21 protein-coding genes are annotated in these 22509 nt (G+C 63.1%); 11 read left to right on the plus strand and 10 right to left on the minus strand.

Annotated features, from left to right (window positions below; all coding sequences use genetic code 11):
- Window positions 1-59: 59 nt before the first annotated feature.
- Window positions 60-392 carry a PepSY domain-containing protein gene (locus ACH0CP_RS17780; RefSeq protein ID WP_406890039.1) on the minus strand — a complete coding sequence of 111 codons (333 nt, stop codon included), beginning with the start codon at window positions 390-392 and terminating at the stop codon, window positions 60-62.
- On the opposite strand from ACH0CP_RS17780, the gene ACH0CP_RS17785 reads away from it, so the two are divergent.
- Window positions 380-2830, plus strand: a complete 2451-nt coding sequence (locus tag ACH0CP_RS17785; RefSeq protein WP_037447194.1) for a TonB-dependent receptor domain-containing protein — start codon at window positions 380-382, stop codon at window positions 2828-2830. The genes ACH0CP_RS17780 and ACH0CP_RS17785 overlap by 13 nt on opposite strands.
- 4 nt (window positions 2831-2834) lie before the next feature.
- On the opposite strand, the gene ACH0CP_RS17790 is transcribed toward ACH0CP_RS17785, so the two are convergent.
- From ACH0CP_RS17790 to ACH0CP_RS17800, 3 genes are all read right to left on the minus strand, one after another.
- The gene (locus ACH0CP_RS17790; protein WP_406890037.1) at window positions 2835-4148 is read right to left on the minus strand and encodes an ATP-binding protein; all 1314 of its coding nucleotides are present in this window, start codon (window positions 4146-4148) and stop codon (window positions 2835-2837) included.
- A gap of 64 nt (window positions 4149-4212) precedes the next feature.
- A complete protein-coding gene (locus tag ACH0CP_RS17795) occupies window positions 4213-4881 on the minus strand; it encodes a response regulator transcription factor (protein ID WP_037447191.1) in 669 nt (222 codons plus the stop codon).
- 109 nt (window positions 4882-4990) lie between these two features.
- Window positions 4991-5944, minus strand: a complete 954-nt coding sequence (locus ACH0CP_RS17800) for a chromate resistance protein ChrB domain-containing protein (protein ID WP_037447189.1) — start codon at window positions 5942-5944, stop codon at window positions 4991-4993.
- A gap of 400 nt (window positions 5945-6344) precedes the next feature.
- Here ACH0CP_RS17800 and ACH0CP_RS17805 point away from each other — a divergent pair, with 400 nt between their 5' ends.
- From ACH0CP_RS17805 to ACH0CP_RS17815, 3 genes are all read left to right on the plus strand, one after another.
- Window positions 6345-7670, plus strand: coding sequence for a cytochrome b N-terminal domain-containing protein (locus tag ACH0CP_RS17805; protein WP_037447187.1), 1326 nt, complete (start codon window positions 6345-6347; stop codon window positions 7668-7670).
- A 203-nt stretch (window positions 7671-7873) separates the two neighbouring features.
- Window positions 7874-8176, plus strand: coding sequence for a Rap1a/Tai family immunity protein (locus ACH0CP_RS17810; protein WP_380941514.1), 303 nt, complete (start codon window positions 7874-7876; stop codon window positions 8174-8176).
- 37 nt (window positions 8177-8213) lie between these two features.
- The gene (locus tag ACH0CP_RS17815) at window positions 8214-9077 is read left to right on the plus strand and encodes a DUF1259 domain-containing protein (RefSeq protein WP_406890034.1); all 864 of its coding nucleotides are present in this window, start codon (window positions 8214-8216) and stop codon (window positions 9075-9077) included.
- Between the two features lie 205 nt (window positions 9078-9282).
- On the opposite strand, the gene ACH0CP_RS17820 is transcribed toward ACH0CP_RS17815, so the two are convergent.
- The gene (locus ACH0CP_RS17820; protein WP_037447182.1) at window positions 9283-10347 is read right to left on the minus strand and encodes a PepSY domain-containing protein; all 1065 of its coding nucleotides are present in this window, start codon (window positions 10345-10347) and stop codon (window positions 9283-9285) included.
- Window positions 10344-12404: a TonB-dependent siderophore receptor gene (locus ACH0CP_RS17825; RefSeq protein ID WP_156483459.1), complete on the minus strand. Its 2061-nt coding sequence runs from the start codon at window positions 12402-12404 to the stop codon at window positions 10344-10346. The genes ACH0CP_RS17820 and ACH0CP_RS17825 overlap by 4 nt, the downstream gene beginning before the upstream one ends.
- A gap of 98 nt (window positions 12405-12502) precedes the next feature.
- On the opposite strand from ACH0CP_RS17825, the gene ACH0CP_RS17830 reads away from it, so the two are divergent.
- The gene (locus ACH0CP_RS17830; protein ID WP_156028547.1) at window positions 12503-12658 is read left to right on the plus strand and encodes a hypothetical protein; all 156 of its coding nucleotides are present in this window, start codon (window positions 12503-12505) and stop codon (window positions 12656-12658) included.
- 293 nt (window positions 12659-12951) lie between these two features.
- Here the strand turns inward: ACH0CP_RS17830 and chrA are convergent, their stop codons facing one another.
- Window positions 12952-14196 carry a chromate efflux transporter gene (chrA, locus tag ACH0CP_RS17835; protein ID WP_156028545.1) on the minus strand — a complete coding sequence of 415 codons (1245 nt, stop codon included), beginning with the start codon at window positions 14194-14196 and terminating at the stop codon, window positions 12952-12954.
- 264 nt (window positions 14197-14460) lie between these two features.
- Here chrA and ACH0CP_RS17840 point away from each other — a divergent pair, with 264 nt between their 5' ends.
- On the plus strand, window positions 14461-15084 hold the full coding sequence (locus ACH0CP_RS17840; protein ID WP_037447433.1) for a superoxide dismutase: 624 nt from the start codon (window positions 14461-14463) through the stop codon (window positions 15082-15084).
- Between the two features lie 20 nt (window positions 15085-15104).
- Here the strand turns inward: ACH0CP_RS17840 and ACH0CP_RS17845 are convergent, their stop codons facing one another.
- Entirely contained in the window at window positions 15105-15650 is a 546-nt protein-coding gene (locus ACH0CP_RS17845; protein WP_156028543.1) for a hypothetical protein, read from the minus strand.
- 23 nt (window positions 15651-15673) lie between these two features.
- Window positions 15674-16747: a Cj0069 family protein gene (locus ACH0CP_RS17850; protein WP_156028541.1), complete on the minus strand. Its 1074-nt coding sequence runs from the start codon at window positions 16745-16747 to the stop codon at window positions 15674-15676.
- Between the two features lie 514 nt (window positions 16748-17261).
- On the opposite strand from ACH0CP_RS17850, the gene ACH0CP_RS17855 reads away from it, so the two are divergent.
- The 5 genes from ACH0CP_RS17855 to ACH0CP_RS17875 all read left to right on the plus strand — a co-directional run bounded on the left by ACH0CP_RS17855 (window position 17262) and on the right by ACH0CP_RS17875 (window position 21244).
- The gene (locus ACH0CP_RS17855) at window positions 17262-17615 is read left to right on the plus strand and encodes a hypothetical protein (RefSeq protein WP_255265408.1); all 354 of its coding nucleotides are present in this window, start codon (window positions 17262-17264) and stop codon (window positions 17613-17615) included.
- A gap of 89 nt (window positions 17616-17704) precedes the next feature.
- A complete protein-coding gene (locus ACH0CP_RS17860; protein ID WP_037447173.1) occupies window positions 17705-19726 on the plus strand; it encodes a TonB-dependent siderophore receptor in 2022 nt (673 codons plus the stop codon).
- Window positions 19727-19772: 46 nt separating this feature from the next.
- Window positions 19773-20129 carry a Rap1a/Tai family immunity protein gene (locus ACH0CP_RS17865; RefSeq protein ID WP_037447170.1) on the plus strand — a complete coding sequence of 119 codons (357 nt, stop codon included), beginning with the start codon at window positions 19773-19775 and terminating at the stop codon, window positions 20127-20129.
- A 1-nt stretch (window position 20130) separates the two neighbouring features.
- Entirely contained in the window at window positions 20131-20625 is a 495-nt protein-coding gene (locus ACH0CP_RS17870) for a hypothetical protein (RefSeq protein ID WP_037447165.1), read from the plus strand.
- Window positions 20626-20710: 85 nt separating this feature from the next.
- The gene (locus ACH0CP_RS17875) at window positions 20711-21244 is read left to right on the plus strand and encodes a DUF4142 domain-containing protein (protein ID WP_037447162.1); all 534 of its coding nucleotides are present in this window, start codon (window positions 20711-20713) and stop codon (window positions 21242-21244) included.
- Between the two features lie 289 nt (window positions 21245-21533).
- Here the strand turns inward: ACH0CP_RS17875 and ACH0CP_RS17880 are convergent, their stop codons facing one another.
- Complete coding sequence (locus ACH0CP_RS17880; protein WP_197462273.1) at window positions 21534-21992, minus strand: DUF3800 domain-containing protein; 459 nt, start codon at window positions 21990-21992, stop codon at window positions 21534-21536.
- Window positions 21993-22509 lie beyond the last annotated feature (517 nt).

Raw genomic sequence — 22509 nt, forward strand, 5'->3', positions numbered from 1 at the left:
ACGACCTCGCCGAACCCTCGCAGCGTTCGCCACTTCCGACCGCCTAGAATGCCAGGGGGCTACTCAAAGGCCATCGTCCTGCCCGAATGCCTTGTTCGCCGGCAGGTGAGATGGCGGGCGACCCAAATGTAGAGGCCGGAGCCGGCGAGGACCGCGGCGGCGAGGCCAGCGAAGACTACGAGCGGGTCGCCCGCCCGGCCGAGACTACGGCCGGCGTGGAGCGAGAGCATCGCCTGGCCGATGGCCGCGCGCGGACCGTGCTGGCGGGCATCTATGGGTCGGACGACGCCCGGACAGGTCGCGTGGACGAAGGCGAGCGTGTCGCCCTCGACATGGTCGAACGGGGATGCGGTCTTGAAGGTAAGGCGATAGGCGGAAGGTGAACACAGCACTGCGCGTACTGCTGCTTGTTTCGGCCGCATCGCCCGTGTGCGTGTCAGCGCAGACCGCACCCTCGTCGGTAGCAGACGCCCCCACTCCCGCCGACCAGACGGGAAATGACATTACCGTCACCGCTCGCCGCCGCGAGGAGTCGGTGCAGGATGTGCCGATCGCGGTGTCGGTCCTGACCGATTCGGTGATCGCGAAATCGGGCAGCCAGAATGTCTCGCAGCTCGTCCAGCTTCAGCCGTCGCTCACCTATTACGGCACCAATTCGCGCAACGCGGCGATCAACATTCGCGGACTGGGCGCGCCGCTCGGGCTGACCAACGACGGCCTCGAACAGGGCGTCGGGATCTATATCGACCAGGTCTATTACAGCCGAATCGCGACGGCCGTGTCCGACCTGTTCGATGTGGCGGGCGTCGAGGTGCTGCGCGGCCCGCAGGGTACGCTCTACGGCAAGAACACGACCGCCGGCGCGATCAACGTCGGCATTCGCAAGCCCAGCTTCACGCCCGAAGCCTATCTCGAGGCATCGCTCGGCAATCTCGAACTTCGTCAGGCGAAGGGTGCGGTTTCCGGGCCGTTGACCGAAAACCTGGCCGCCCGCTTCGCGTTTTCGACGACATCGCGCCGCGGGACCATCTACAATGTCGCGACGCGGCGCTGGATCAACGAGCGCGACAATCTGAGCCTGCGCGGCCAGCTGTTGTGGCGCGCGTCGGACGATCTCGATCTACGCCTGGTCGGCGATTACAGCCGACAGCGGCCCGAAGCGGGCGCACAGATCTATGTGCGAACCGGCGCGACGCAGCGCTCGCTTAACCGGCAGTATGCCGCACTGGCGGCTGCGTTCGACTATGCGCCGCCCAGCACCAATGCGTTCGACCGTCTCACCGACCTCGACGCGGAGTTGAAGGCAGGGCAAGACTCGGCCGGGATATCGTTGATCGCCGATTGGAAGCTGGGATCCGGCACGCTCACCTCGATCATCGCCTGGCGGCTGTGGAACTGGCTGCCGTCCAGCGACCGCGACTTCACCGGGCTGCCGATCACGACCTTCTCGGGCAACCCGTCGCGTCACCGCCAGGTCACCCAGGAGGTACGCTACGCCTACGATGGCGAGCGTTTCGATTTCGTCGCTGGCGGCTTTTATTTCTGGCAGCGCTTCCGCACCGAGGGCGCGCAGGAACAGGGGTCGGCAGCGAGCCGCTGGCTGCTCAATCCCGGCAACGTGCCCGCCGGGTCGAGCGGATGCAATCCGCCGGCCGCGAACGCCTGCAACCCGGCGATCCTCGACGGGCTGCGTTCGGAAAACGACATCCGGTACAAGAGCGTCAGCGCGGCGATATTCGGGCAGCTGACCTGGAAAGTCTCCGACCGGCTGCGCATCCTGCCGGGCGTGCGCCTGAATTATGACAAGAAGGACGGAGCCTATTCCGCGACTGTGACGACGGGCAGCGGCAGCACCACGCTCAACAGCGATCAGCGCAATACCCTGCCGCCGCAATCCTACGCCGAGAAGTTCGACTCATGGAACCTGGCCTATGATCTGACGGTGTCTTACGACGTCGCCCGTGAGGTTATGAGCTATGCCACCTTTGCGCACGGGTTCAAATCGGCGGGCATCAACATGAACGGCCTTCCCCTGTCGAACGGGGCGCCGGTGCTGAACGCCGTCACCGTGCGCCCGGAGAAGATCGATCATTTCGAGATCGGCCTGAAGTCGCAATTTTTCGATCGTCGCGCGACGCTCAACCTTTCGGCGTTCTGGACCGAGATCAAGGACTACCAGACGACGGTGACGAACAACCAGTCGGGCGGTGTCGTGCTCGCCTATCTCGCCAACGCGGTCAAGGTCCGCACACGCGGGGCTGAGGCCGAATTCAGCTTCAGGCCCAGCGACAGGTTCTCGCTCTACGCCAACGGCGCGTTCACCGACGCACGCTACATACGGTTTCCAGATGCTCCGTGCCCGCCGGAACTGTCGGGCGGCACCGTGCTGCCGGTCGATGCGAACGGCAATATCGTCGGCACGCCGAGCGCGCCGGGCACGCCGGGCGGGTTCAGCCCGCCTTTTTGCGACGCGTCGGGCAGCTGGCTTCCCGGCGTCTCGAAATGGTCGGCCAGCTACGCCTTCGAATACACGCTGCCGGTCAGCACCGCGGGCAACGCCTACTTCGGGTTTGACGGCACGGCGCGCAGCAAGTTCTCGTCAAATGCGACGCGCTCTCGTTACACCGACGTCGACGGCTATTCAGTCGAAAACGTCCGGCTGGGATTTCGCACTGCCGACGACCGGCTCAACATCTTCGGCTGGGTCCGCAACCTGTTCGACCATGACTATTACGAATTGCTCGCGCTGCAGTCGGGCAACACCGGGTTGGTGGCCGGGCAACCTGCGGACCCGCGGACGTATGGGATTACCGCAACCGTCAGGTTCTAACGGTTCAGGACAAGCGAGCGTCGGCGACCGCTGTCGCCGCCGGTTCGCGCGGTAATCTGATCTCAACGGCCAAACCCGGCTGGAGTCTCGCAAACGCCAGCGTTCCGCGGTGCAGCCGAGCTACGGCATCAGCGATCGCGAGGCCGAGACCGTTGCCGGATTCCCGCCGCGCTCGATCCAAGCGCCCGAACGGGCGCAACATCTCGGCGACCTCGCCATCGGACACGCCAGGGCCGTCGTCCGCGACCGCCATCGTCACCATGCCGGGCTGCTCGGAAACCGAAACGTCTATCCGAGCTTCGTCACGGGAGTATTTGAGCGCGTTCTCGATCAGGTTGGCGAGAGCGCGCGCCAGCAGATCGGCGTCGCCGGCGACCACTGCCGCTCGAGCCGAGCTCACCGAGATGTGGCGGCTGGAGGCCTCGATTTCGGCACGGTAGGCATCCACCACCCGGTCCACGATCTCCGCCAGGTCGAGCGGCTCGAACCGCGCACGCGCCTTGCCGGCATCGATCTCGGCAAGATCCAGCACCGCGCTGAACAGACGAAGCGCGTCGTCCAGCCCGGCCATCGCCTGTGCCAAGGTCGCGGTCCGCTTTTCGTCGTCAGGCTGCGCGAGCGCCGTTTCGATCGCGTGCCTCACGCGCGTGAGCGGCGTTCGTAGGTCATGAGCGACCTCGGCCGACACACGGCGGATCGTGGCGACCAGCGTGTCAATCCGGTCGAGCATCCGGTCGACCGCCAGCGCGAGCTGATCGAGATCGGTGCGCGGGTTGGCCGGCGCGCCGATCCGCGCCGAGAGATCGCCGCCCTCAACCGCGCGGACGGCCGCGTTGATTCGCTGCATCTGCCGGAAGGTCTGCCGGGTGGCGAGGAGGCCGGCAACGATACCGAACGCCAACGCGATGCCGCCTGCGATCAGGATGGCCCCGAAAACAGCGTCGCGGATGGCGTCGCTGCGCTCCATGTCCTCCCCAACGATAAGGAGTGAGCCATCCGGAAGGCGCCGCGTCAGTGACAGCAGATGCACGCCCTCTACGCCTGGTTGCGGCGAAGGCTGCTCGACAAAGTGCCAACCGGCCGCTTTCGGCACGATTTGAAGGTCGCCGATCAGCCTGCGGCCGTCCGGCCCGATCAGATAATATTCGGGCGACCCGGGCCGCTCCGCCCTGATGCGGATCATATCGAGCGCGCGATCCAAGCCTCCCCGTTGCGCTTCGAGCGCGATCGCATGTGTCTCGAGCTCGACGCGGCTCCGCGCCTGTCGCTCGACGACCGTGCGGGTCGCGAGCCAGCCGCCGAGCGCGCCGGCGACCATGCTGATGACGAGCAGCAGCGCATTAAGCGCCACGACGCGGACCAACGTCGAGCGCAGCAGCCGGCTACTCACTCCAAGCGGCATAGCCTTCTCCACGCACGGTATGGATCAGGGGCGGATCGCCGCCCCGATCGATCTTGGTCCGCAGCCGGCTGATATGGCTCTCGACAAGGTTTCTGCCGGGGTCGAACCGGAACTTCCACACCGTTTCCAATAGCATCAGGCGGGTGAGCACGGCGGGCGAGTTGAGCATCAGGAGCTCGAGAAGCTGAAACTCGCGCGGGATCAGCTCGATCGGCGTGTCGCCTCTCCGCACCGTGCGGGCGAGACGGTCGAGCGTCAGATCGCCGAGCGACAGGATGCTGGGCGGACCGGCTGCGCGGCGCTGCAACGCTTCGATGCGCGCCAGGAGCTCGGCGATCGCGAAGGGCTTGACGAGATAGTCGTCAGCGCCCCCTTCGAGACCTTCAACCCGTTGCTCGATCGAGCCGAGCGCGGTGAGCATCAGCACGGGAGCCGCGATTTGTCGCTGGCGAAGTTCGGCGACGAGCGAGAGTCCATCGATCCCGGGCAGCATGCGATCGACGACCAGCAAGGCGTAAGCATCGGTAGCGGCGCGATCGAGCCCGCCTTGTCCGTTGGTCTCCCAATCGACGGCGTGACCGTGCGCGCGCAACGCCGCGACGACGGCGTTGCCGGTTTCCGCGTCATCCTCTATCAGCAGCAGCCGCATGGCGCCGGTTCGTTCTCCTCTCGCCATGGACGGTTGATGCTGGTTCAGGCCCAGGCCTCTCCGCCGGTCTGCTTGTCGCACGCCACCGCTCGGATCTCCGGGAGCGCGGTCAGACTTCGCTTCGTTGCTGCGAGAAGGTGGCGTACAGCCCATCGAGCAGCAGTGATCCTTTCGCGATGCGGTCCTCGTCATCCTCATTGCCCGCACAAATGCCGTAAATCAGCGCTTGAACACCTGCCGTTTCCGGACGGTTGTAGCGGGCATCCCCGATGTCGAGATCATGTACGATCTCGCCGATCGCCTGCAGCGCGCGATCGGCTTCAAGATCGGACCGCGTCACCAAAGTTTCGAAAGTGCAGCTGTCTCCTTCGTGCGTGAACTCGGCTCCGGACATATCGAACCGCAGTTCGCCTGGAGCGGGAGCGTAGTTTCGGCCATCGACAAATTTGAACGTCGCTGCCGGATCGATGAAGCGACCGATCAACCATGCCGAGGCGATACGGTCGACGTGGACGTGCCGGCGCGTCACCCATGTGCGCCCTTTGAGTTCCGCCGAGGTTAATTCCGGCGCGCCAGGTCCGCTGACGTCCGGATGTTGATGCGACAGACGGTCGAGCTCGACGATCGCCGCCTCGGCGACCTGGCGCCCGTGTGCGCCGAAGAAATCAATCGCGGTTACGTCATCCAGGCGTTTCCGCAGTCGCCCGACGTCCGCCGGAGTGACCTCGTCACCCGCCGCTAGCACACGAGCCTCGCGAGCTAGTTCCTCATAGTCAGCATCCCGCGCGGCATCAAACATGCCGCGAAGGGCTGCGTCGCCCAGACCGCCGACCAGCCGCGCTTCGAGGATCAGGGCTTCACCGTCGTTGGCCAGAATCTCCCGATGCAGTTCTTCAAACAAGCCTCGCGTGTCGTCGCGGTTAGGCAGCGCATGCACGGCATTTTTGAGCGGCGCCGCGCCGATTACCTGAAGCCGGCGCCACACCTTGACCCGCAGATAAGCCGGTTTTGCCGGAAGCTGAGGAATTAGGAGGAGCCAAGGGTTGGGATCTGGTGAGGGCATTGCAACTCCACTTTACGCACAAAAACCGTGCTTTTCACCATCCTCCGACGGTCTCAGCGCTGTGGTCTGCGCGACTGTCGACGCTTGACCCAGTTTTCAGCCGCTCGGCCTATCAGTTCCCCGGCGAGAACTCCTGCTCCCAAAAACAGCGTGGCCGGGACTGGTTCTTCAGTCGTGAAGAATGCCCATCCCCCAACCGCGATAGCCAATAGCTCCACCACCGCGCGCGTCCAGTCGGCAAGGCCAGGCTTTTGAATGGTCAAGCCACAGATCCCCATAGGACAGTGTGGCGATTAGTGAAACACCTACACGCCGATTGACCGTACTATATAGCAGTTGTATCGCGCTGCAAACCGGGTCGCGGTCACCGCGTGTGTCGCGCAAGGCGAGGAGCCGTACGATGAGCTTTCCCTGGGCCAGTCATTATGAGCCCAAGCAGCCACTGATGCGCTGGATTGATGAAAGGCTGCCCCTGCCGCGGCTGGTGTATAATGCGGTCGGCGCGGGTTACCCCGTGCCACGAAACCTGAACTATTTCTGGAATTTCGGAGTTCTGGCCGGACTGGCGCTGGCGATCCAGATCATCACCGGCGTCGTTCTGGCGATGCACTACACGCCTTCGGCCGCGCAGGCTTTCGGTTCTGTCGAACACATCATGCGCGACGTCAACCAAGGGTGGCTTTTGCGTTATTGCCATGCCGCGGGAGCCAGTTTCTTTTTCGCGGTTGTCTACATCCACCTTTTCCGCGGCCTATACTACGGGTCGTACAAGGCGCCCCGGGAAGTGGTTTGGCTGCTCGGAGTGGTGATTTTAATGTTGATGATGGCCGCCGCCTTCATGGGCTATGTGCTCCCGTGGGGGCAGATGAGCTTTTGGGGGGCCCAGGTAATCACCGGCTTTTTCTCCGCAATACCGGGCGTGGGCGAGACGCTGCGCGTGTGGCTGCTGGGCGGCTATGCTCCAGATAATGCAGCGCTGAATCGCTTCTTCTCGCTCCACTATCTGTTGCCGTTCGTGATCGCAGGCGTCATCATCCTGCACATCTGGGCGTTGCATATTCCGGGTTCAAACAACCCGACAGGCGTGGAGGTGAAGGGCGAGCAGGATACCGTGCCGTTCCACCCCTACTATACCGCCAAGGACGCTGTGGGGGTGGGTATATTCCTATTGCTGTTCGCCGCCCTCACCTTCTTTTCACCCAACCTTTTCGTCCCGGCTGAGAACTACATCGAAGCTAACCCGCTCTCGACGCCCCCCGAGATTGTTCCAGAGTGGTACTTTTGGCCTTTTTACGCGATTCTGCGTGCCTTTACGGTTGATGTCATTCTTCCGGCGAAACTCTGGGGTGTGCTGGCGATGGCCGGTTCGATCCTGTTGCTTTTCTTCTTGCCCTGGCTAGATACGTCTCCGGTCAGATCGAACAATTTCCGTCCAAAAGCCCGAATCGCCTTCTGGGTTTTGGTCGTTGATGTGCTGGTGTTGGGCTACTGCGGCGGCTCACCGGCGGAGCCGATATACGTCATGGTCAGCCAGATCGCGGCCGCCTACTATTTTACTCATTTCCTGATCGTGCTGCCGATCATATCACGAACCGAGCGCCCCCTGCCCCTACCGAAATCGATTACCGAGGCCGTTCTTGCCGACCGCGGGGGAACCAGTCTGACCGAGACGGCGCACGCGCAGCATGGCAACGAGATCGATCGGCAAGCTACGAATCAGCGTTAGGACCTAGAGATTGAGGGCAGAGTGACGGGCTTTGTGGTGTCTAACGATCAATATAGATGGCTCCCTGTCCACCGCGCCCTAAAGCACCGGATGTCGGTGAGCGGTGATGGCAAATCGCCTACGAGTATTTTTATAGGAATGACCTGAGGAGGCATTAGGTGGTTCGAGAGATTGCGGTCGCGGCGGCCGTGACGTACGCTGTGGTGTCGATACCTGTTGCCGCTCAAGTTGGGGAGACAGGCAATCAATTCTATGCGCGATGCCAAGCCGAGGCTGGTAAGGCAGACGGGCAGTGCGATACGTATATCCAGGGTGTTGCCGATACACTTGCGGCTTTCGGGAAAGGCGGTAACGCCAACGGTATATGTGGGCGGGGCTATAATCGTGGCCAGCTCAGCAGAATCTACCTTACATGGGCCCGGAGAAACCGGACCACAGGCAGCCTTCCTCGCCTAGCCGGCGTGACGTTCGCATTGCGCGAGGCATTTCCATGTCGGGTCAACTGATGATAGAGGAGTGATTATGTTCAAGAAGTTGACGGTGATGGCGCTTGCGGCGCTAGCGCTGCCAACCGCGGCGATGGCGGAGCCGGACTGGAGCAAGGTCGATGCGGCGCTTGGTCGACCCGGCACGGTCTCTGCAGATGGCGTGCACCGGTTCTCGTTTCCCCGGAGCGATCTTTCGGTCACCCTCGATGGCGTCTCGATCAAACCTGCCCTCGCGCTCGGTTCTTGGGCGGCGTTTCAGCCGATGGGCGATGAGGTGATGATCATGGGCGACCTCGTTCTGACGCATGCCGAGGTGAACCCTGTTCTGGCTCGCCTCTTCGCGAGTGGCTTCACCATCACTGCCCTGCACAATCACGTGCTTCGCTCATCGCCGGCGACTATGTACATGCACATCGCGGCACACGGCGATCCGGTTAAGCTCGCGCAGGGGCTGCGCGCAGCGCTCGCGTTGAGCCGCACTCCGCTCGGGCCGCAGCCAGCGTCTGCCCCGGCGACGACACTTCCGGGCCTCGATCTAGCGTCTCTGGATCGCCTGATGGGAGCAAAGGGCAAGATTGCCGGTGGCACTTACCAGTTCGGCATTCCGCGGGCAGAACGCCTGACCGATGCCGGCATGGCCATCCCGCAGGCCATGGGCGTCGCCAACGTAATCAATTTTCAACCCACGGGCGGCGGCAAGGCTGCGATCACCGGCGACCTCGTACTGATTGCGAGCGAGGTTCCTGAGGTGCTGCGGACGCTGCGCTCGCAGGGCATTGAGGTTACGGCTCTCCATAACCACATGCTGGAAGACGAGCCGCGGCTGTTTTACGTTCATTTCTGGGCAAATGCCGATGCCCGCGTTCTCGCCCGTTCGATGCGGGTCGCAATCAACAAGACTAATGTGAAGAAGGATTAGTGGACGTTTCGGGTTGACGATGACTCGGTAACATCATTTTCGATCCAATTATTCACAGCATGTCGCCGACATATATAACTTACGCCCAATCCTCCGCCGCTCTCTATTACCGTATCTGCCCAGCGGCGGAGGGCAACCAAACGGCCTCATCCAGGCCGGCCCCGCTTGATGGACGGGTTGCGACCACTTTCCCAAACAACGAAATTCAACCGGCAACCCTGATCTTGCGCCTGCGCCACCAGGAGAGAAGTCCCGTGACATATAGGACGGGCAACGCGAGCCCAGCCAGCAAGACAAGGAGGCGGCCAACAACTCCGGCGGCTTCGCCGTTATGGAGGGAGAAGACGGCATCATATAGCCGATTGGGCCAAGGCGCCGTTAGAGCGTCATGTCGCGCGAGGATCCGGCCAGAGCCAGCATCGACCACGACGCTACTAGTGCCAGACCACGCGCGTATCTCCCCGGGTCGGAGCACGCGGACATAGTAGGCGGGCGAACCGGCAACGGGCATCGTCACGCGAACGAAGCGCCCATCCGGAAAGACGCGCTGTGCGGCACTCCAGGCATCCCCAGCCGTCACCATACGCTCTGGGAGCGGGCCGGCTGCCTTGTAAGGCGGCCGAAAGGGTGTCGTTCGCTGTAACAGCGACCATAGCTGCGGACGTAGTACGGTGGCCGCGCCACTCAGTGCAACGATGATGAGCACGGCTGCGGCGGTGAGTCCCCACATGCGATGCCAGCTGCGCAATTTCTGCCGCCGCCCTTGCCACTGCGATGGCGTCAGCGCCGCAAGCGAGCCCCGGCGGCGCGGCCAGCCGAGCCAAAGACCGGTCGCGGCAATACTGGCGAGGAACAGTCCCGTCAGGCCAACCAACGTCGAAGCGCGATCACCAAGCAGCAACTCTTCGTGCAAGTTGTAGACCCAGCGCCAACCTGACGCGCCGGAACGGTCGTCCACGACTCTTGCCGACGCGGCATCCAGTCGAACATTGCGATCGTATCCGTGCGCGTCCTTGTATGAGGCTTGCAGGATGCCGCCCTTCGAATCAGCGACGGAAAGCATTCGCACCGGCGTGCCCGCCTGCCGTTCGGCGGCAGCAATGAGCCGGTCCACCGGCGCCATCGGGCCCGACGTAATCTTCACGCCCCAACGATCCAGTTCGCGATGAAAGACCAGGGCCGCCCCCGTCAAACCCTGCACCGCCCAGACCAGCCCGAGCGTCAGCCCGAACCAGAGGTGCAGCCGGACGAGGAAGTGGCGAGTTGTCACAATGGGATCCGGGCGGTCAGCTTGACCTGACGCGGCAAGCCGACACCGAGCAGGTTGTTTCCCGCGGCCGACCAGTGGCGTTTGTCGAACAGGTTGTCGGCGTTGAGCTGGAGCGTCATCGGCGTGGCGCCGGCTAAGGTGTAGCGCGCTGAGGCCGAGAAGAGCGTGTAGCCGTCTACCGAGGCGGTGTTGGCGGCGTCCACCGCGCGCGCGCCGACATGGAACACGCCCGCACCTAACCCTAGCCGCTCGATCGGACGATATTCGGTAAACAGGCTGGCCGTCCATTCCGGCGTGTTCTCCGGCGTGTTGCCGACAAGCGCGGCCTGATTCGACCGGCGGATCTCCGCGTCGAGCCACTGGCCAGATGCGTAGACCGACAGCGCGCGCGTTACCTCGCCCGACAGTGATGCCTCGACGCCCTGATAACGCGTGTCGCCGGCCAGCTTGAAGACATTGTCCGTCAGGTCGGTGAAGGCAAAGCGCCGCTCGATGCGGAACCCCGCCAGCTGGAGCACGACGCGGCGGAACAGCTCGCCCTTGATGCCCGCCTCGTATTGGCGAGTGACAGCGGGAGGCAGCACCTCGAAGGCGTTGACGACGTTGGACGGCGCGGTGCCGCCCTCCTCCAGCCCTTCGATATAGGTGACGTAAAGCGACAGCTTCCCGGTCGGCTTGACGATCAGGCCAACTGACGGCGTCCATTTCGACAACTCGAACCGGGTGGTGATGCCGGTCGCCGAAGTGGCGCGGCTGCGATATTCGGATCGGCGCAGCCCTGCGAGCAGGTCCACCGGCCCCGAGCTCATCCGATCGGTCACGTAGTAACCGAGGTCGCGGATGTGGAGCGGGGCGGCGGTGAAGCGGGTGGGCTCCACCGGCTGCACGTCGCGCGGTGCAAGGAAGCTCTGGGCGACCGTGAAGGACGCGCCGTTACGACCGTTCTGGAAGCGCCAGTTGCTCGTCACTCCGGCGACGAGGTTGTGTCGCACCGGACCGGTCGAGAAGGCGGCGGCGAGCTCGGCGCGGGCGTTCCGGTTGCGGTAGCGCTGGTCGCGCGTGGGAAAGATGCGAAGCACCCCCTGCCCGTTCGCGCCGCCATAGCTCTCCAGCTGGGCGAAATCGCGGTCGCGCTCGGTGCGCGCCTCGCCATATTCCGCGGTCAGCACCAGGCTGTCGAACGCCCGCCAATCGGCGCGGCCGAGCCAGTTGGTGGCGTGTGCGGCGTAGCGAAGATTCTCCCCGCCGAAGTTCGTCCGCGGATCGGGGATCGCCGGCACGCGCCCCTGCGCGGCCGGGAGCAGCTGGAGCGCGGCGGGCTCCGTCACGTCCTTGGACACATGCTCCACGTCGAAGGCGAGCTTGAGCCGGTCGGTGGGCGCGAGGTCGCCCGCCAGCGCCGCCACGAAGCGCTCGCCGGAGAAGCGGTCGATCCCCGTCTCCACGATCCCCGCCGCACCGTTGAAGCGCAGGCCCGCCCGGTCGCCGAAGCGCCGGCCGAGGTCGATCGCGGCATTGGTCCCGGCATATTCGTTCACCTGCAACGTCGCCTCCGTCACATCGCGGTCGGCGCGCTTGGTGACGAGGTTGACGATGCCCGAGGGCGGCGCGAAGCCGTAGTAGAGCGCGCCCACGCCCTTCAGCACCTCGACGCGGTCCTTGTTCTCCACCGGCAGGTCGACGAGGTTGATGACGGGCAGCATGCCGTTCAGCCGGTAGCTGGTCCGGTTCTCGACCAGGATGCCGCGGATCGCGACATTGTCGTAGGTCGCCCCGTTGAGCTGCGCGCGGCTGACGCCCGCGGTGTTGCGGAGCGCATCATAGACGCTTTGCGCCGCCTGGGCGCGGAGCAGCTCACGCGGCACCACATTGACCGTCAGAGGGACGTCGATCAGCCGTGCGCCGCGAAACGTGCCGACTTGAACCAGATCAGCGCCGAAGCCGCCGCGTCGATCCGCGGTAACGACAATTTCGTCCACTGTCTGTGTTTCGAGCGCAGGCGTGGCACGAGCAACAGCATCAGACGCAGCGAGCAACATGGCGGCTACTACGGGCACGATTATCTCCAGCTTTTCTAACCCTGCTAATGCAAATCGTTAGCAAGGGCAATAGTTCACTGAGTACGAAGGTCGATCGCGTTGCCAAGGAGCTGCCGATGGGCGGCACGATTGCTGCTCTGCGCATTATTCCCCGGAGCCCCACGGCCCGCACCGTCGGGCCGAAGAACCTTCTTGATCGGCTAGAAACCGACCCGCTGTCGTCAACAACTATCACCACGCTCTCTGCGGTGGTGTCGCGCTTTCCGCTATGATCAGCCTAGGTTCACGATGAGAGAACTATTGTACTCGTCTGACCGGTAGGCTGAGCGACCACCTTCTTTGTCAGGGCGAAGTGTTTTCCGTGTTCCACTCCCCCTTTGTTGCGACATCGTCTGGCTGGAGGGACTTGAATGAGCCCTCCAGCCAGTTGGTTACTCGGGCGTATAGCCAGTTGATCTCGGGAAACGCGTCATATTGATGGCCGTCGACCGTCGTGGCCTGTTTCTTCGACCGGAATTTGGGAGCCATTGAATCCCAGAGCTTGCAGTCGCCGACGATCGATGCGCTACTGAAGGCCTACAAGACCGATCCCGGCCCCGATAGCGAGCGCGACTGGGGTCGCAAGCTTGCTCTTCCAGCGATAGAGCAGGACAAGTGCTCCGATGAAGATGAGAGCGCTGATCGCGAGGTTCGGCGTCTTCGCGGCCGTGGTTCGTCCCAAATCTAGGAGCGTGACAACAATAAATCCTACGACACTTGCCGCGATACCGGTGAGAACGAGCTGCAGGCGATGATGCTCCACGATCGTTTCCAAGCGCTCGTAAAGGACCAGCGAAAACCCGAAAGCCGGCAGGAACATCCCGACCGTGGTGGCAAGGGCGCCAGGTAACCCGCCGCAGATCCATCCGACGAAGGTGGCGAAGATGACAAGTGGGGCTGGAAGGATCCCCGACAATCCTAGCCCATCGAGAAATTGCGCATCGCTCATCCAGCCGCGGCCAACCGTGTCGGCGCGGACGAACGGAATGGCGGTGTAGGCGCCTCCGAACGTCAGTAGTCCGCCTTTCAGCCCAGCGATGAACAGCGCGAACGTGGTTGGCGCGGGGCCTCGCGTTACGGTCGTCACGGCTTGGTCTGGCCCCGCTCCGGCATAAGCGGCTGCAGCTGCGATCGCGACCGCAACCAATACCCCACCTGCCAGCACGTAGCGTCGTGACACCGCCAGAGCGTAGCCGATACCCGCAGCTGGTAGAACAATCCAGAAAGTCACTCCGGCGATGGATGCAAGCGCCGTGATGATCGCCGCCGCCCATAGCCAGGGATCGAGCAGAATGTGCTCACCGATCCGGTGGACCGCGCGCGCAATGACCGCGACGACGGCTGCCTGGACACCAAGGAACGCTGCACCAAGAAAGGTACCGGCGATCGGAAGGCGCGTGTAAACCCAGGCGAGCAACAGCATCAAGACGAACCCCGGCAGCATGAAGCCGAGGCCGGCGAGCAGCCCGCCTACCCGCCCCTTAGCGCGCATGCCAAGATGCACGCACAACTCATGAGCCTCGGGCCCGGGTAGCACCTGCATGACTGCGAGGAGCTTGTTGAAGCGATCTCGCGAGATCCAGCGCTCCTCGTCGACCAGCTCGCGGCGAATCATGGCGATCTGCGCGACGGGCCCCCCGAAGGCGAAGGTCCCAAACTTCAAAAATCGCCAGAACAGACCGAAGTGGCTCAACTCAGGAGGGCTAGGCTCCGCTTGTTCGGTCGAGGGAGCCGCAGCTTGTGCCGGCGAAATATGCTCGACCTGGCTCATCCTAATTCCTCCATTCGTAGCCCCTTGCGGCACAGGTGTATCTATCTTCGACAACATCGTGTAACGTCTGCATCATCACTGTGGCAAGATAGAAGGATTGCTGGCCGGCAAAGCGACAACAGCATCGGTGATCAAGGTGCCTGATCCACGGCTCTCGACGGCGCGCCTGCCTCGAAATAGCCCGGCGAGCGGCATGCGATAAGGTACCGGGTACGCCTCAGACATCGTGGCGACGAAACTTAGGTGATGGGAAGGGAGCTTGACATGCCTTATGAAATTAAACCGCTGGGCTGCGATCCCCAAAAGGTGAAAGGCATGTCGGAGCGGCTGATCGTCAGCCATTACGAAAATAATTACAGCGGTGCGGTCAAACGTCTGAATCTCATCGACGAGCAGCTTGCCGAAATAGACTTAGCGACGACACCCGGATACGTCGTTAACGGACTGAAGCGAGAGCAATTAGTTGCAGCTAATTCCATGATATTGCACGAACTGTTCTTCGATGGTCTGGGAGTCGAAAGTGAGCCCAGTTTGGTGTTACGCGGCGCCCTAGAAGGACAATTCGGCTCTTACGAGCGTTGGAGAAGTGAGTTCGCCAGCATCGCTAAAGCGCTGGGCGGCGGTTCGGGCTGGGTGCTGCTTACATGGTGCCCACGAGATGGAAAGCTTATCAATCAATGGGCGCCCGATCACTGTCACACGCTTGCAGGGGGCACACCCTTGCTCGCACTCGATATGTATGAACACTCCTACCATATCGACTTTGGCGCCAGTGCCGCCAGCTATGTTGGAGCGTTCATGGATGCGATCAATTGGACGAACGTTGATTGGCTGTTTCTCAATGCACAGCGTGGTCAGGCGTGCTCGGGAACGACGGACGCCCGATAGGTAACTTGTGCTGGGTTACCTCAGATCAGTTCGGCTTCGATATCAACAACGCCGTCCCGCCATAGCTGCAGCCAGCGTCCGTCACGACTCGCGCGATAGCAGAGTTCCCCGTATCCCGCGTTGATGCAGAGCTTGTCGCCTTGGATGCGCCAGCGCTGTGACGATTGTTCGCCGTTTTCCTCAGCGATCAAGCGCCCATTGGGCTTGAACTTCCACCCCCAGTGCGCGCCGTCCGTGAGTTCATGGCCAACGACAGCCCGCCGAATGGCCGCCCCCGACAACATCTTCGGCGCCGCCTTCGTAGGAGCTAGGGTTTGGACTGGCGCAGCAACGGGGGCGGCACGATCGTCGCCGTATTCGTGCAGAACGATATCGTTGCCCTGAAGCAGAGGATCTTCGACTGTGTTCAACTCGGCTAAGTCGCGAGAGATCGACTGATCCTCCTGCGTCGTGTTCGCTACATCGCCCGGACTGCCGCACCCGGTCAGTGCGCAGAGCGCCACCAAGACTGAACCTATTGCAGTTGCACGTCGCTGGGCCGACCCATTGTAATCGACAAACGTCATCGCTTTGACCTCTCCTTCAAACATTATCGCGGTGCGTCACGCGTGCCTCGCCTGCGCGCAGCACCAGCGGCGCGGCCGATCGCAGCGGCGGCAAGGGGCAGCACGGCGCTCTCCGGAAATGGGGCTACCGAGCTGGCGTTGATCTCGCAGAGCACGTGCTCGCGAGCGGCATCCGTCGCGCCGCGGCGCAGGAGGAAATCGGCATCCCAAAGAAGCGGAAGCTCCTCATCCGTGATCGCGAGCAACCGCTGCAATTCGGGTATCCATCGGTTTTCCAGCATCGCCCGCAAGTCGGCGAAACGGTCCGCATCTGGACTGAACATGATGCGTGGTCCTGGTGCCGGGAGGGCAGCCTGATTGTTTTCGCCGACAGGCGTCAACAGCGCGGTGATAAGCTGGTGGCCGAACCCGACCACCTGTGATCCGCAAAGGTAGCAGCGGGTCATGCCTTCGCTCAGACGAGGGTGGTACTCCTGATCAATCAACACGCCGCCTTTTTCAAGGTAGGGTCTCCAGCGATCAAGGAAAGCGCCAAGGGTCATGTGTTTCGGTACGCTCGTAAGGCCGGCCTCCAAGACGCTCACCAGCGCATCGGGGCTTAGCGGGGGTGGCGTGACCGCGAGCAGCTCGACGCGCCAGACGTTCTGGCCGCCATTTCCCTTGTTCGGCTTCAGGACGCGAGGGCCGCTCGAGAGGCGACGGGGGAAACCTGCGCTCAGACTTTCGGCATCGGCATAGCGATCAACATCGCTTCCCCAGTCCATCTCTCGCGTGGCATACAAGACTTCCTTGACGCCGATTTTCGCAATCACGTCGGGATGCGCGCTGACCGAAATCCCCCGCGCGGCAACTGCGCGCAGCATGGTGTCAAGCGTCGTACGATCGCCAGAGGGATCGAGAGGATTTACCCAGACGAGGACCAAATCGACCGAAAGCAATTTATCACGAACCGCGTCAGCGATGCTGTCCTCGTAGAGCATCGGTTCTGCGACTGCGCCCATCGAACGCAGAGCTTGGATGATTGGCCATTGGCGAGCTTCGTGAACCCGTCCCGCCCATTCGGCCGCGCTCCCGCGCCAGAGGAGAGCAATCTTCATGACTGACCTCGCACCTTGTATCTCGTTTGCGCTGCTTAGATTGGCTCAACCATTCGTAGCCCGGCCCAAACCAAGGATACACTTATCACATAGTCCGGGTATAGCGTGGTATAGGTATGTCAAGAGGGTATCGCTGGCTGCCCACGTTGAAGGGCGGGCAACGAATGTGGGCCTGGGATCAAGCCGCCCGCGCTGAACGGACCTTTGAAAGCTCGGCTATAGGCATTTTCGCATGCAATTGATGAGGCAGCCTAGGCACTGGTATCTCCGCGCTGAAGCCGCTCGTTATTTGCGGCCGGGGGCGCCGCAAGAGGGTCTGACCTCGTGGGGACCGAGCCATCGTAGCTTGTGAATCTACAAGGTGCGTGCTCGACGGCGAGGATGCATAGGCTTTGCGGCTCCGGAGCTGCGGCCATCGTCAATCGCTGCGGCAATCCGGGTCGGACGACGGCTTGAAGGGCCGAGGCCGCCGTCCGTTCACCTCCCTTGGACCCTGAAGAAAGTGGAACGGATCATGGCTAGCAAACGGAACCTCATGATCGGCGCCGGTGCCGCCGTGCTGGCGGTTGCCGGCGTGGCGTTCGCAGCGCAGCAGAACAATGAGGCGAACGAGAACCGCCTTATCGGCGAGCATACGGAGAAGGAAATTCCGCTCAACCAAGTGCCGGCGGCGGCGATGAACGCCGCGCGTGCGCAGCTCGCGTCCATCCGCGAAGCCGAGCTGGTGACCAGAAAGGCGGACGGCAGCACGCTCTACGAGCTCGAAGGCAAGGACAAGGCCGGCAAGAAGGTCGGGCTGTACATTACGCCTGAGGGCCAGGTGCTGGGAGGCGGTGCCGAAGGCGATCACGACGAAGACGGCGATTGAGGCGGCGACGCACGGGCCTGAAGGGGGGCAGGCCCGGCGTCCGGCTGCTGGTAGTGGCAATTTACTCGCCCTGATCGCATTGGTTCTGCATGACGTTGACATGGGTTTACGGGCTCGCCTTGGTGCTCGCACAGGATACAACGGCCGCCCCGGACGGCGCCGCAGCCGCTGGCGGGCAGCCGGGCGTCACATCCTTCCCTGCCGCGTCCTTCGCGGCCGCGCGCCCCAACACGGCATTTGACATGATCGCGCGGTTGCCCGGCTTTGCGTTCGATGGCGGGGAGAGCCTGCGCGGGTTCGGCGGGACGGCGGGGAACGTCTTGATCGACGGGCAACGGCCTTCGACCAAGACGGACAGCCTGGAAGGCATCCTCAGGCGCATCCCGGCGTCGAGTGTGCTCCGGATCGACCTGATCCGTGGCGGCACGCCGGGTATCGACATGCAGGGCCGCACCGTCGTCGCCAATATCGTCCTGAGCAGCGCCGCACGCACCGAGCTGACTGCCACCGGCGCCGTGAACGCGTATAGCGACGGCCGGGTCAGCCCGACCCTCCAATTCGACGCTTCGCGGCGGAACGGCGAGGGGTCGGTGTCGGGCTCGGTGCGCTACTACGACGAGGATGGCGGCGAGTTCGGATATGGCTCTCGACAAGTGCGCGACGGAGCGGGCCGAGTGCTCCGCGAGGCGCGCGCCCGACTGACCGACATCGATCAAGGGTTGGAGGTCCGCGGCAACGCGCAGTCGCCGCTATTCGGAGGGCTCGCCCATCTCAACGCCGCCTTGGACGTGACCGGGACCGACAAGTCCGAGCGATATGATTACCGTCAGCCTCGGGATCGGCCCGCCGACGCCACCGTCGAACGCTACCGCCGCACCGGGGGCGAGGTTGGCATGGATTACACCATCGGGCTTGGGCCGAGCCTTCAGGGCAAGATGGTCGTCGTCCAATCGCTGCGTCGGCGCACCTATGACAGCCGCTCGAACCAGAACCGGGTGCTGAGCGACTTCTCCCAGGTCCGCACCTCGGGGGAGAGCATCCTGCGCGGAACCATTACCTATACGCGCTCAGCCGACTTCAGCATCGAAGGCGGCGGCGAAGGGATCTTCAACTTCCTGAACGGCACATCGGCCTTGACGCTCGATGGGAGGCCGATCGTGCTTCCCAACGCCAGCGTTCGCGTCGAGGAGCGGCGCGCGGAGGGCTTCGCCACCGCCAACTGGCGGATCAGTCCCCGCTGGCACATTGAGGCGGGCGCGCGGGTGGAGACCTCCACCATCTCCCAGACGGGGGATACCAACAGCGCCGCGTCCTTCTTCTTCCCCAAGCCGCGCGCGGTCGTCACCTGGTCGCCCAGCGAGAGGGTTCAGGTTCGCGCTCGGGTCGAGCGCGAGGTCGGCCAGCTCGACTTCGCGGACTTCGTGGCGACCGCGAACCTGGCGACCGGCGTGGTCAGCGCCGGGAATGCCAAGCTCGAGCCCGAACGCCGCTGGGTGTTCGAGGCGGCATTTGAGCGTCGGTTCTGGGGTAGCGGCGACGTCGTGCTGACGCTCCGGCATGCTGCGCTCCAGCAGGTGATCGATCAGGTTCCGGTCGAAGGATTTAACGCGCCGGGCAACATCGGCAATGGCCGGCGCGAAACGGCGATCCTCGACCTCACGCTGCCGCTCGCCCGGCTCGGCATGCAAGGCGGCCTGCTCAAGGCCCGCGGTCAGGTGATCTCCTCACGGGTGATCGATCCCACAACCGGGCGACCGCGCCCGATCTCGGAGGACGAACCGTTTTCGGGATCGGTGACGCTGACAAATGATCTGCCGCGGCTGAAATCGACTTGGACGGTGAGCCTGGACAGCGGCTATCGCGAGCGCAGCTATCTAATCGACGAAATCCAGACGATCCGGCGCTACCCCTCGCTAGATGCTGCTTGGGAATACAAGCCGAGCGCCGCTTGGGCCGTGCTCGCGCAGGTAACCGATATCACGCGGCACGCCCGGACCCGGGTCCAGGACATTTATGCTGGGCTACGTAGCGAGGCGCCGATCGCACTGACCGATCGCGTCCGCGTGCGCGTGCCCTCAGCCTTTTATCTGCGTGCGCGACGAAGTTGGTGACGCGGAGCTTGCTCGTTGGCGACCACCGTACCCGAAGGAGAACATGATGAGGAGGCACTATTGGCTCGGGGCGTGTCTGGCGGTCCTGCTGACCTCCCCGCTACAAGCCCAAGAGAAGACAACGCAAGCGAACGGTGCCGACCTCATCACGAGCTGCCGCGCAAATAGTCCAGCGTGCGGGGCCTACCTTCAAGGTGTGCTCGACATGATGATCGTGGCGCGGCGCGATGTGTGTGCCGCGCCCCGGTATGACCGTGAGAGGCTGCGCGTCGCGTATCTCCGCTGGGCCGAAGAAAACACCTACTTTGAGAGTGTTCACATGGCAGCGGGCGCCGAGCGGGCGATGGACGTGGCTTGGCCCTGCCGCGCTAAGCGCGGGCGTGAAGCAGGGGCGGGCTCCTAGCATGACTTGCGAACTGCCGCTTCGGTTTCCGCGCCGCGCCTTCCTGACGCTCGTCATAGCGTCAGCCGCGACTGTCTCGACAGGCGTGGCGGCGCGCTGTCGTCCGGCCCGCGTGCTTCTCGTCTGCCAATATGGTAGCGTGAAGAGCGCGGTTGCGCGCGAACTGATGAAGCGGCGGGCAGCCGAGCGCGGTATCGTCATCGAGGTCCGCTCTCGCGGCATTACGCCCGAGGAGCACGTCTCCCCGTCGCTGGCGGCCGCGTTGCGGCTGGAGGGTGTAGACACGCACGCGCAGGCGCTCACCGTGCTTGCGCCCGAAGACCTTCAAACGGCGGACGTGATCGTTGGGCTCGAGCCGCCATCGAAAACCTCGTTACCGGCTTCGGCTCTCGACTGGTCTGATCTGCCCTCGTTCAACACCGAATATGCGCGCGCGCGCCCGCTGCTAGCTGCTCGCATCGACGCTCTCTTAAACGAAGTCGACCGACGATGCTAACTGAATTCTGGGTGGAACGCTGCAGACGATACGGCTCTCAGCCCCGCGCTAATCACAAAAACCAAGTAGTATGAGGAGTAGACCAATGCGAAAGTCGATCGAAGCGGCTGTAGGTGCGCTCGCAATCGCATTCTTCGGCGCACCCGTGGCAGCGATCGCCGTTCAATCTGGGATCAGCACAAACCCGCCGCCTGTGAAGACTTCCGAGTATATCGGAGCAGTTCATGCGTTGAGCCGTTACGAGGTCGATGCCAGCCGGCTTGCGTTGGCCCGATCCCAGGTCCAGGCCTCGCGTTCGTTCGCCCGGAGGATGGTCGACCTCCACACGCGCGTCATTGCTGGGCACGCCCGCCTGCTGAACGTCCCCATATCCGCCGAGGCCGAAGGGGCACTGGCTGAGCCCTTGTCGGAAATGCTTGAGCGATTGGAGAGCACGCCGTTGGGGGAGTTCGATCTGGCGTACAGACAAGGGCAGATCGCTGCGCATGAGGAAGCGTTGAAGGTCCATAGCGCTTATGCTGCGCAAGGGACCGATGCGCGGGCACGGGCCAAGGCTCAAGCCGCTATCCCAATAATCCGGAATCATCTCGACGCAGCGAGGAAGCTGCCCGGAGCCTGAAGGCGTTGAGTTGCGGCGCCCATTTGCCAGTGGCTGGACGTGAGGGTTTCAACTAATCTAGGGTCAATGAGTGCCGTTTTGTTCCGCACACCCACCCGGCTCGCCTTCGGCGGGGCTCTGGGTAAGCAGGCACTCTAAGCCTATTGCGGCTTGCGAGAGCGCCGCTTCCGTCATTGAAGGTTGAGGCGAATCGACCAAATGGGTTTCTGGAGGCTTTGTTCGCGGTGACGCGTGCATTGCCTTCTTTCGTTTCAGGCTCTGGGCTTCGGCCGCAGATCGTCGATCAGCTTCATGCCGTAGATCCGATCGCCCCTTCGGTCTCGCGCTGAAACTGGAGCTGATGGACCAGGTTGACGAGCGGCCGCAGCTCGTCGCGCGCCGGCGCCGTCATCCGCCTGATGCGCAGCCCCCAGCTAACGACATAGGCGACGATGTCGGCGGTCTGGATCAACGTCGTCAGGTCGCTATGGACGAAGAACGGCTCGGGAATGATGCGCCGCGACCGGCTGCGGCCATTGCGCGTGTTCACGAAATAGCTCGACACCTGGCCGAGCAGGATGTGCGTGGCGCTGCGATCGAGTTCGTCGAACACGAGATAGCCCATCGGATCGCTGGGAAGACCGTTCAGGAAATTGTAGAAGCGCTCGAACAGGAACGCATGTCCTTGCGTAGCGCGTCGCTGCGCTCGGGCCGCGGCGCCTCGCGCGGGACGATCGTGGCGAACACACGCGACGATCCTCGGCCGCAATGCCGGTCAGCACCTCATAGGGCGAATGACGCTGATCCTGGCCGGATTCGTCGATGAAAAGCGTCCAGCTCATTCCGGCTTAGGCGACAGCAGCTCGATGGCGTCCAGCTCGACGGCAAAGCGTCATACCCGGCTACTCGGGTAAACCGTGAACCGGCGTGACCGGATTCACGGCGATTCTCACCACCAGGCCATTGCCCGAGAAGTCATACTCCTTGGTCTAGTCTTTCTCGACAGTGGCGGTAATTTAAGGTGCCGGCCTCGATTCCTTTCTTGTAGCCCTGGGTTCGGAACACGACGCTGGCGCCGGGCTCAGGGACGCAATCGGCTTGCGTGGTAACGGTCACCGACCCGCTCAGAGCGGATTGTTATCCCATTGGTCCCCCTTGCTGGGGGCACCTCAAGGTTTGTGGCACGGACAGCGGTAAGCTGAACAGGTGGCGAACAGGGCGGCTCAGGCCACCTTGGCTCCGGGTCCGCCGGCGATGTTGAGTGCGCGGTAGCCGTCTTGATCGAG

The sequence above is a fragment of the Sphingomonas sp. 179-I 2A4 NHS genome, assembly GCF_045369135.1.
GTDB lineage: Bacteria > Pseudomonadota > Alphaproteobacteria > Sphingomonadales > Sphingomonadaceae > Sphingomonas.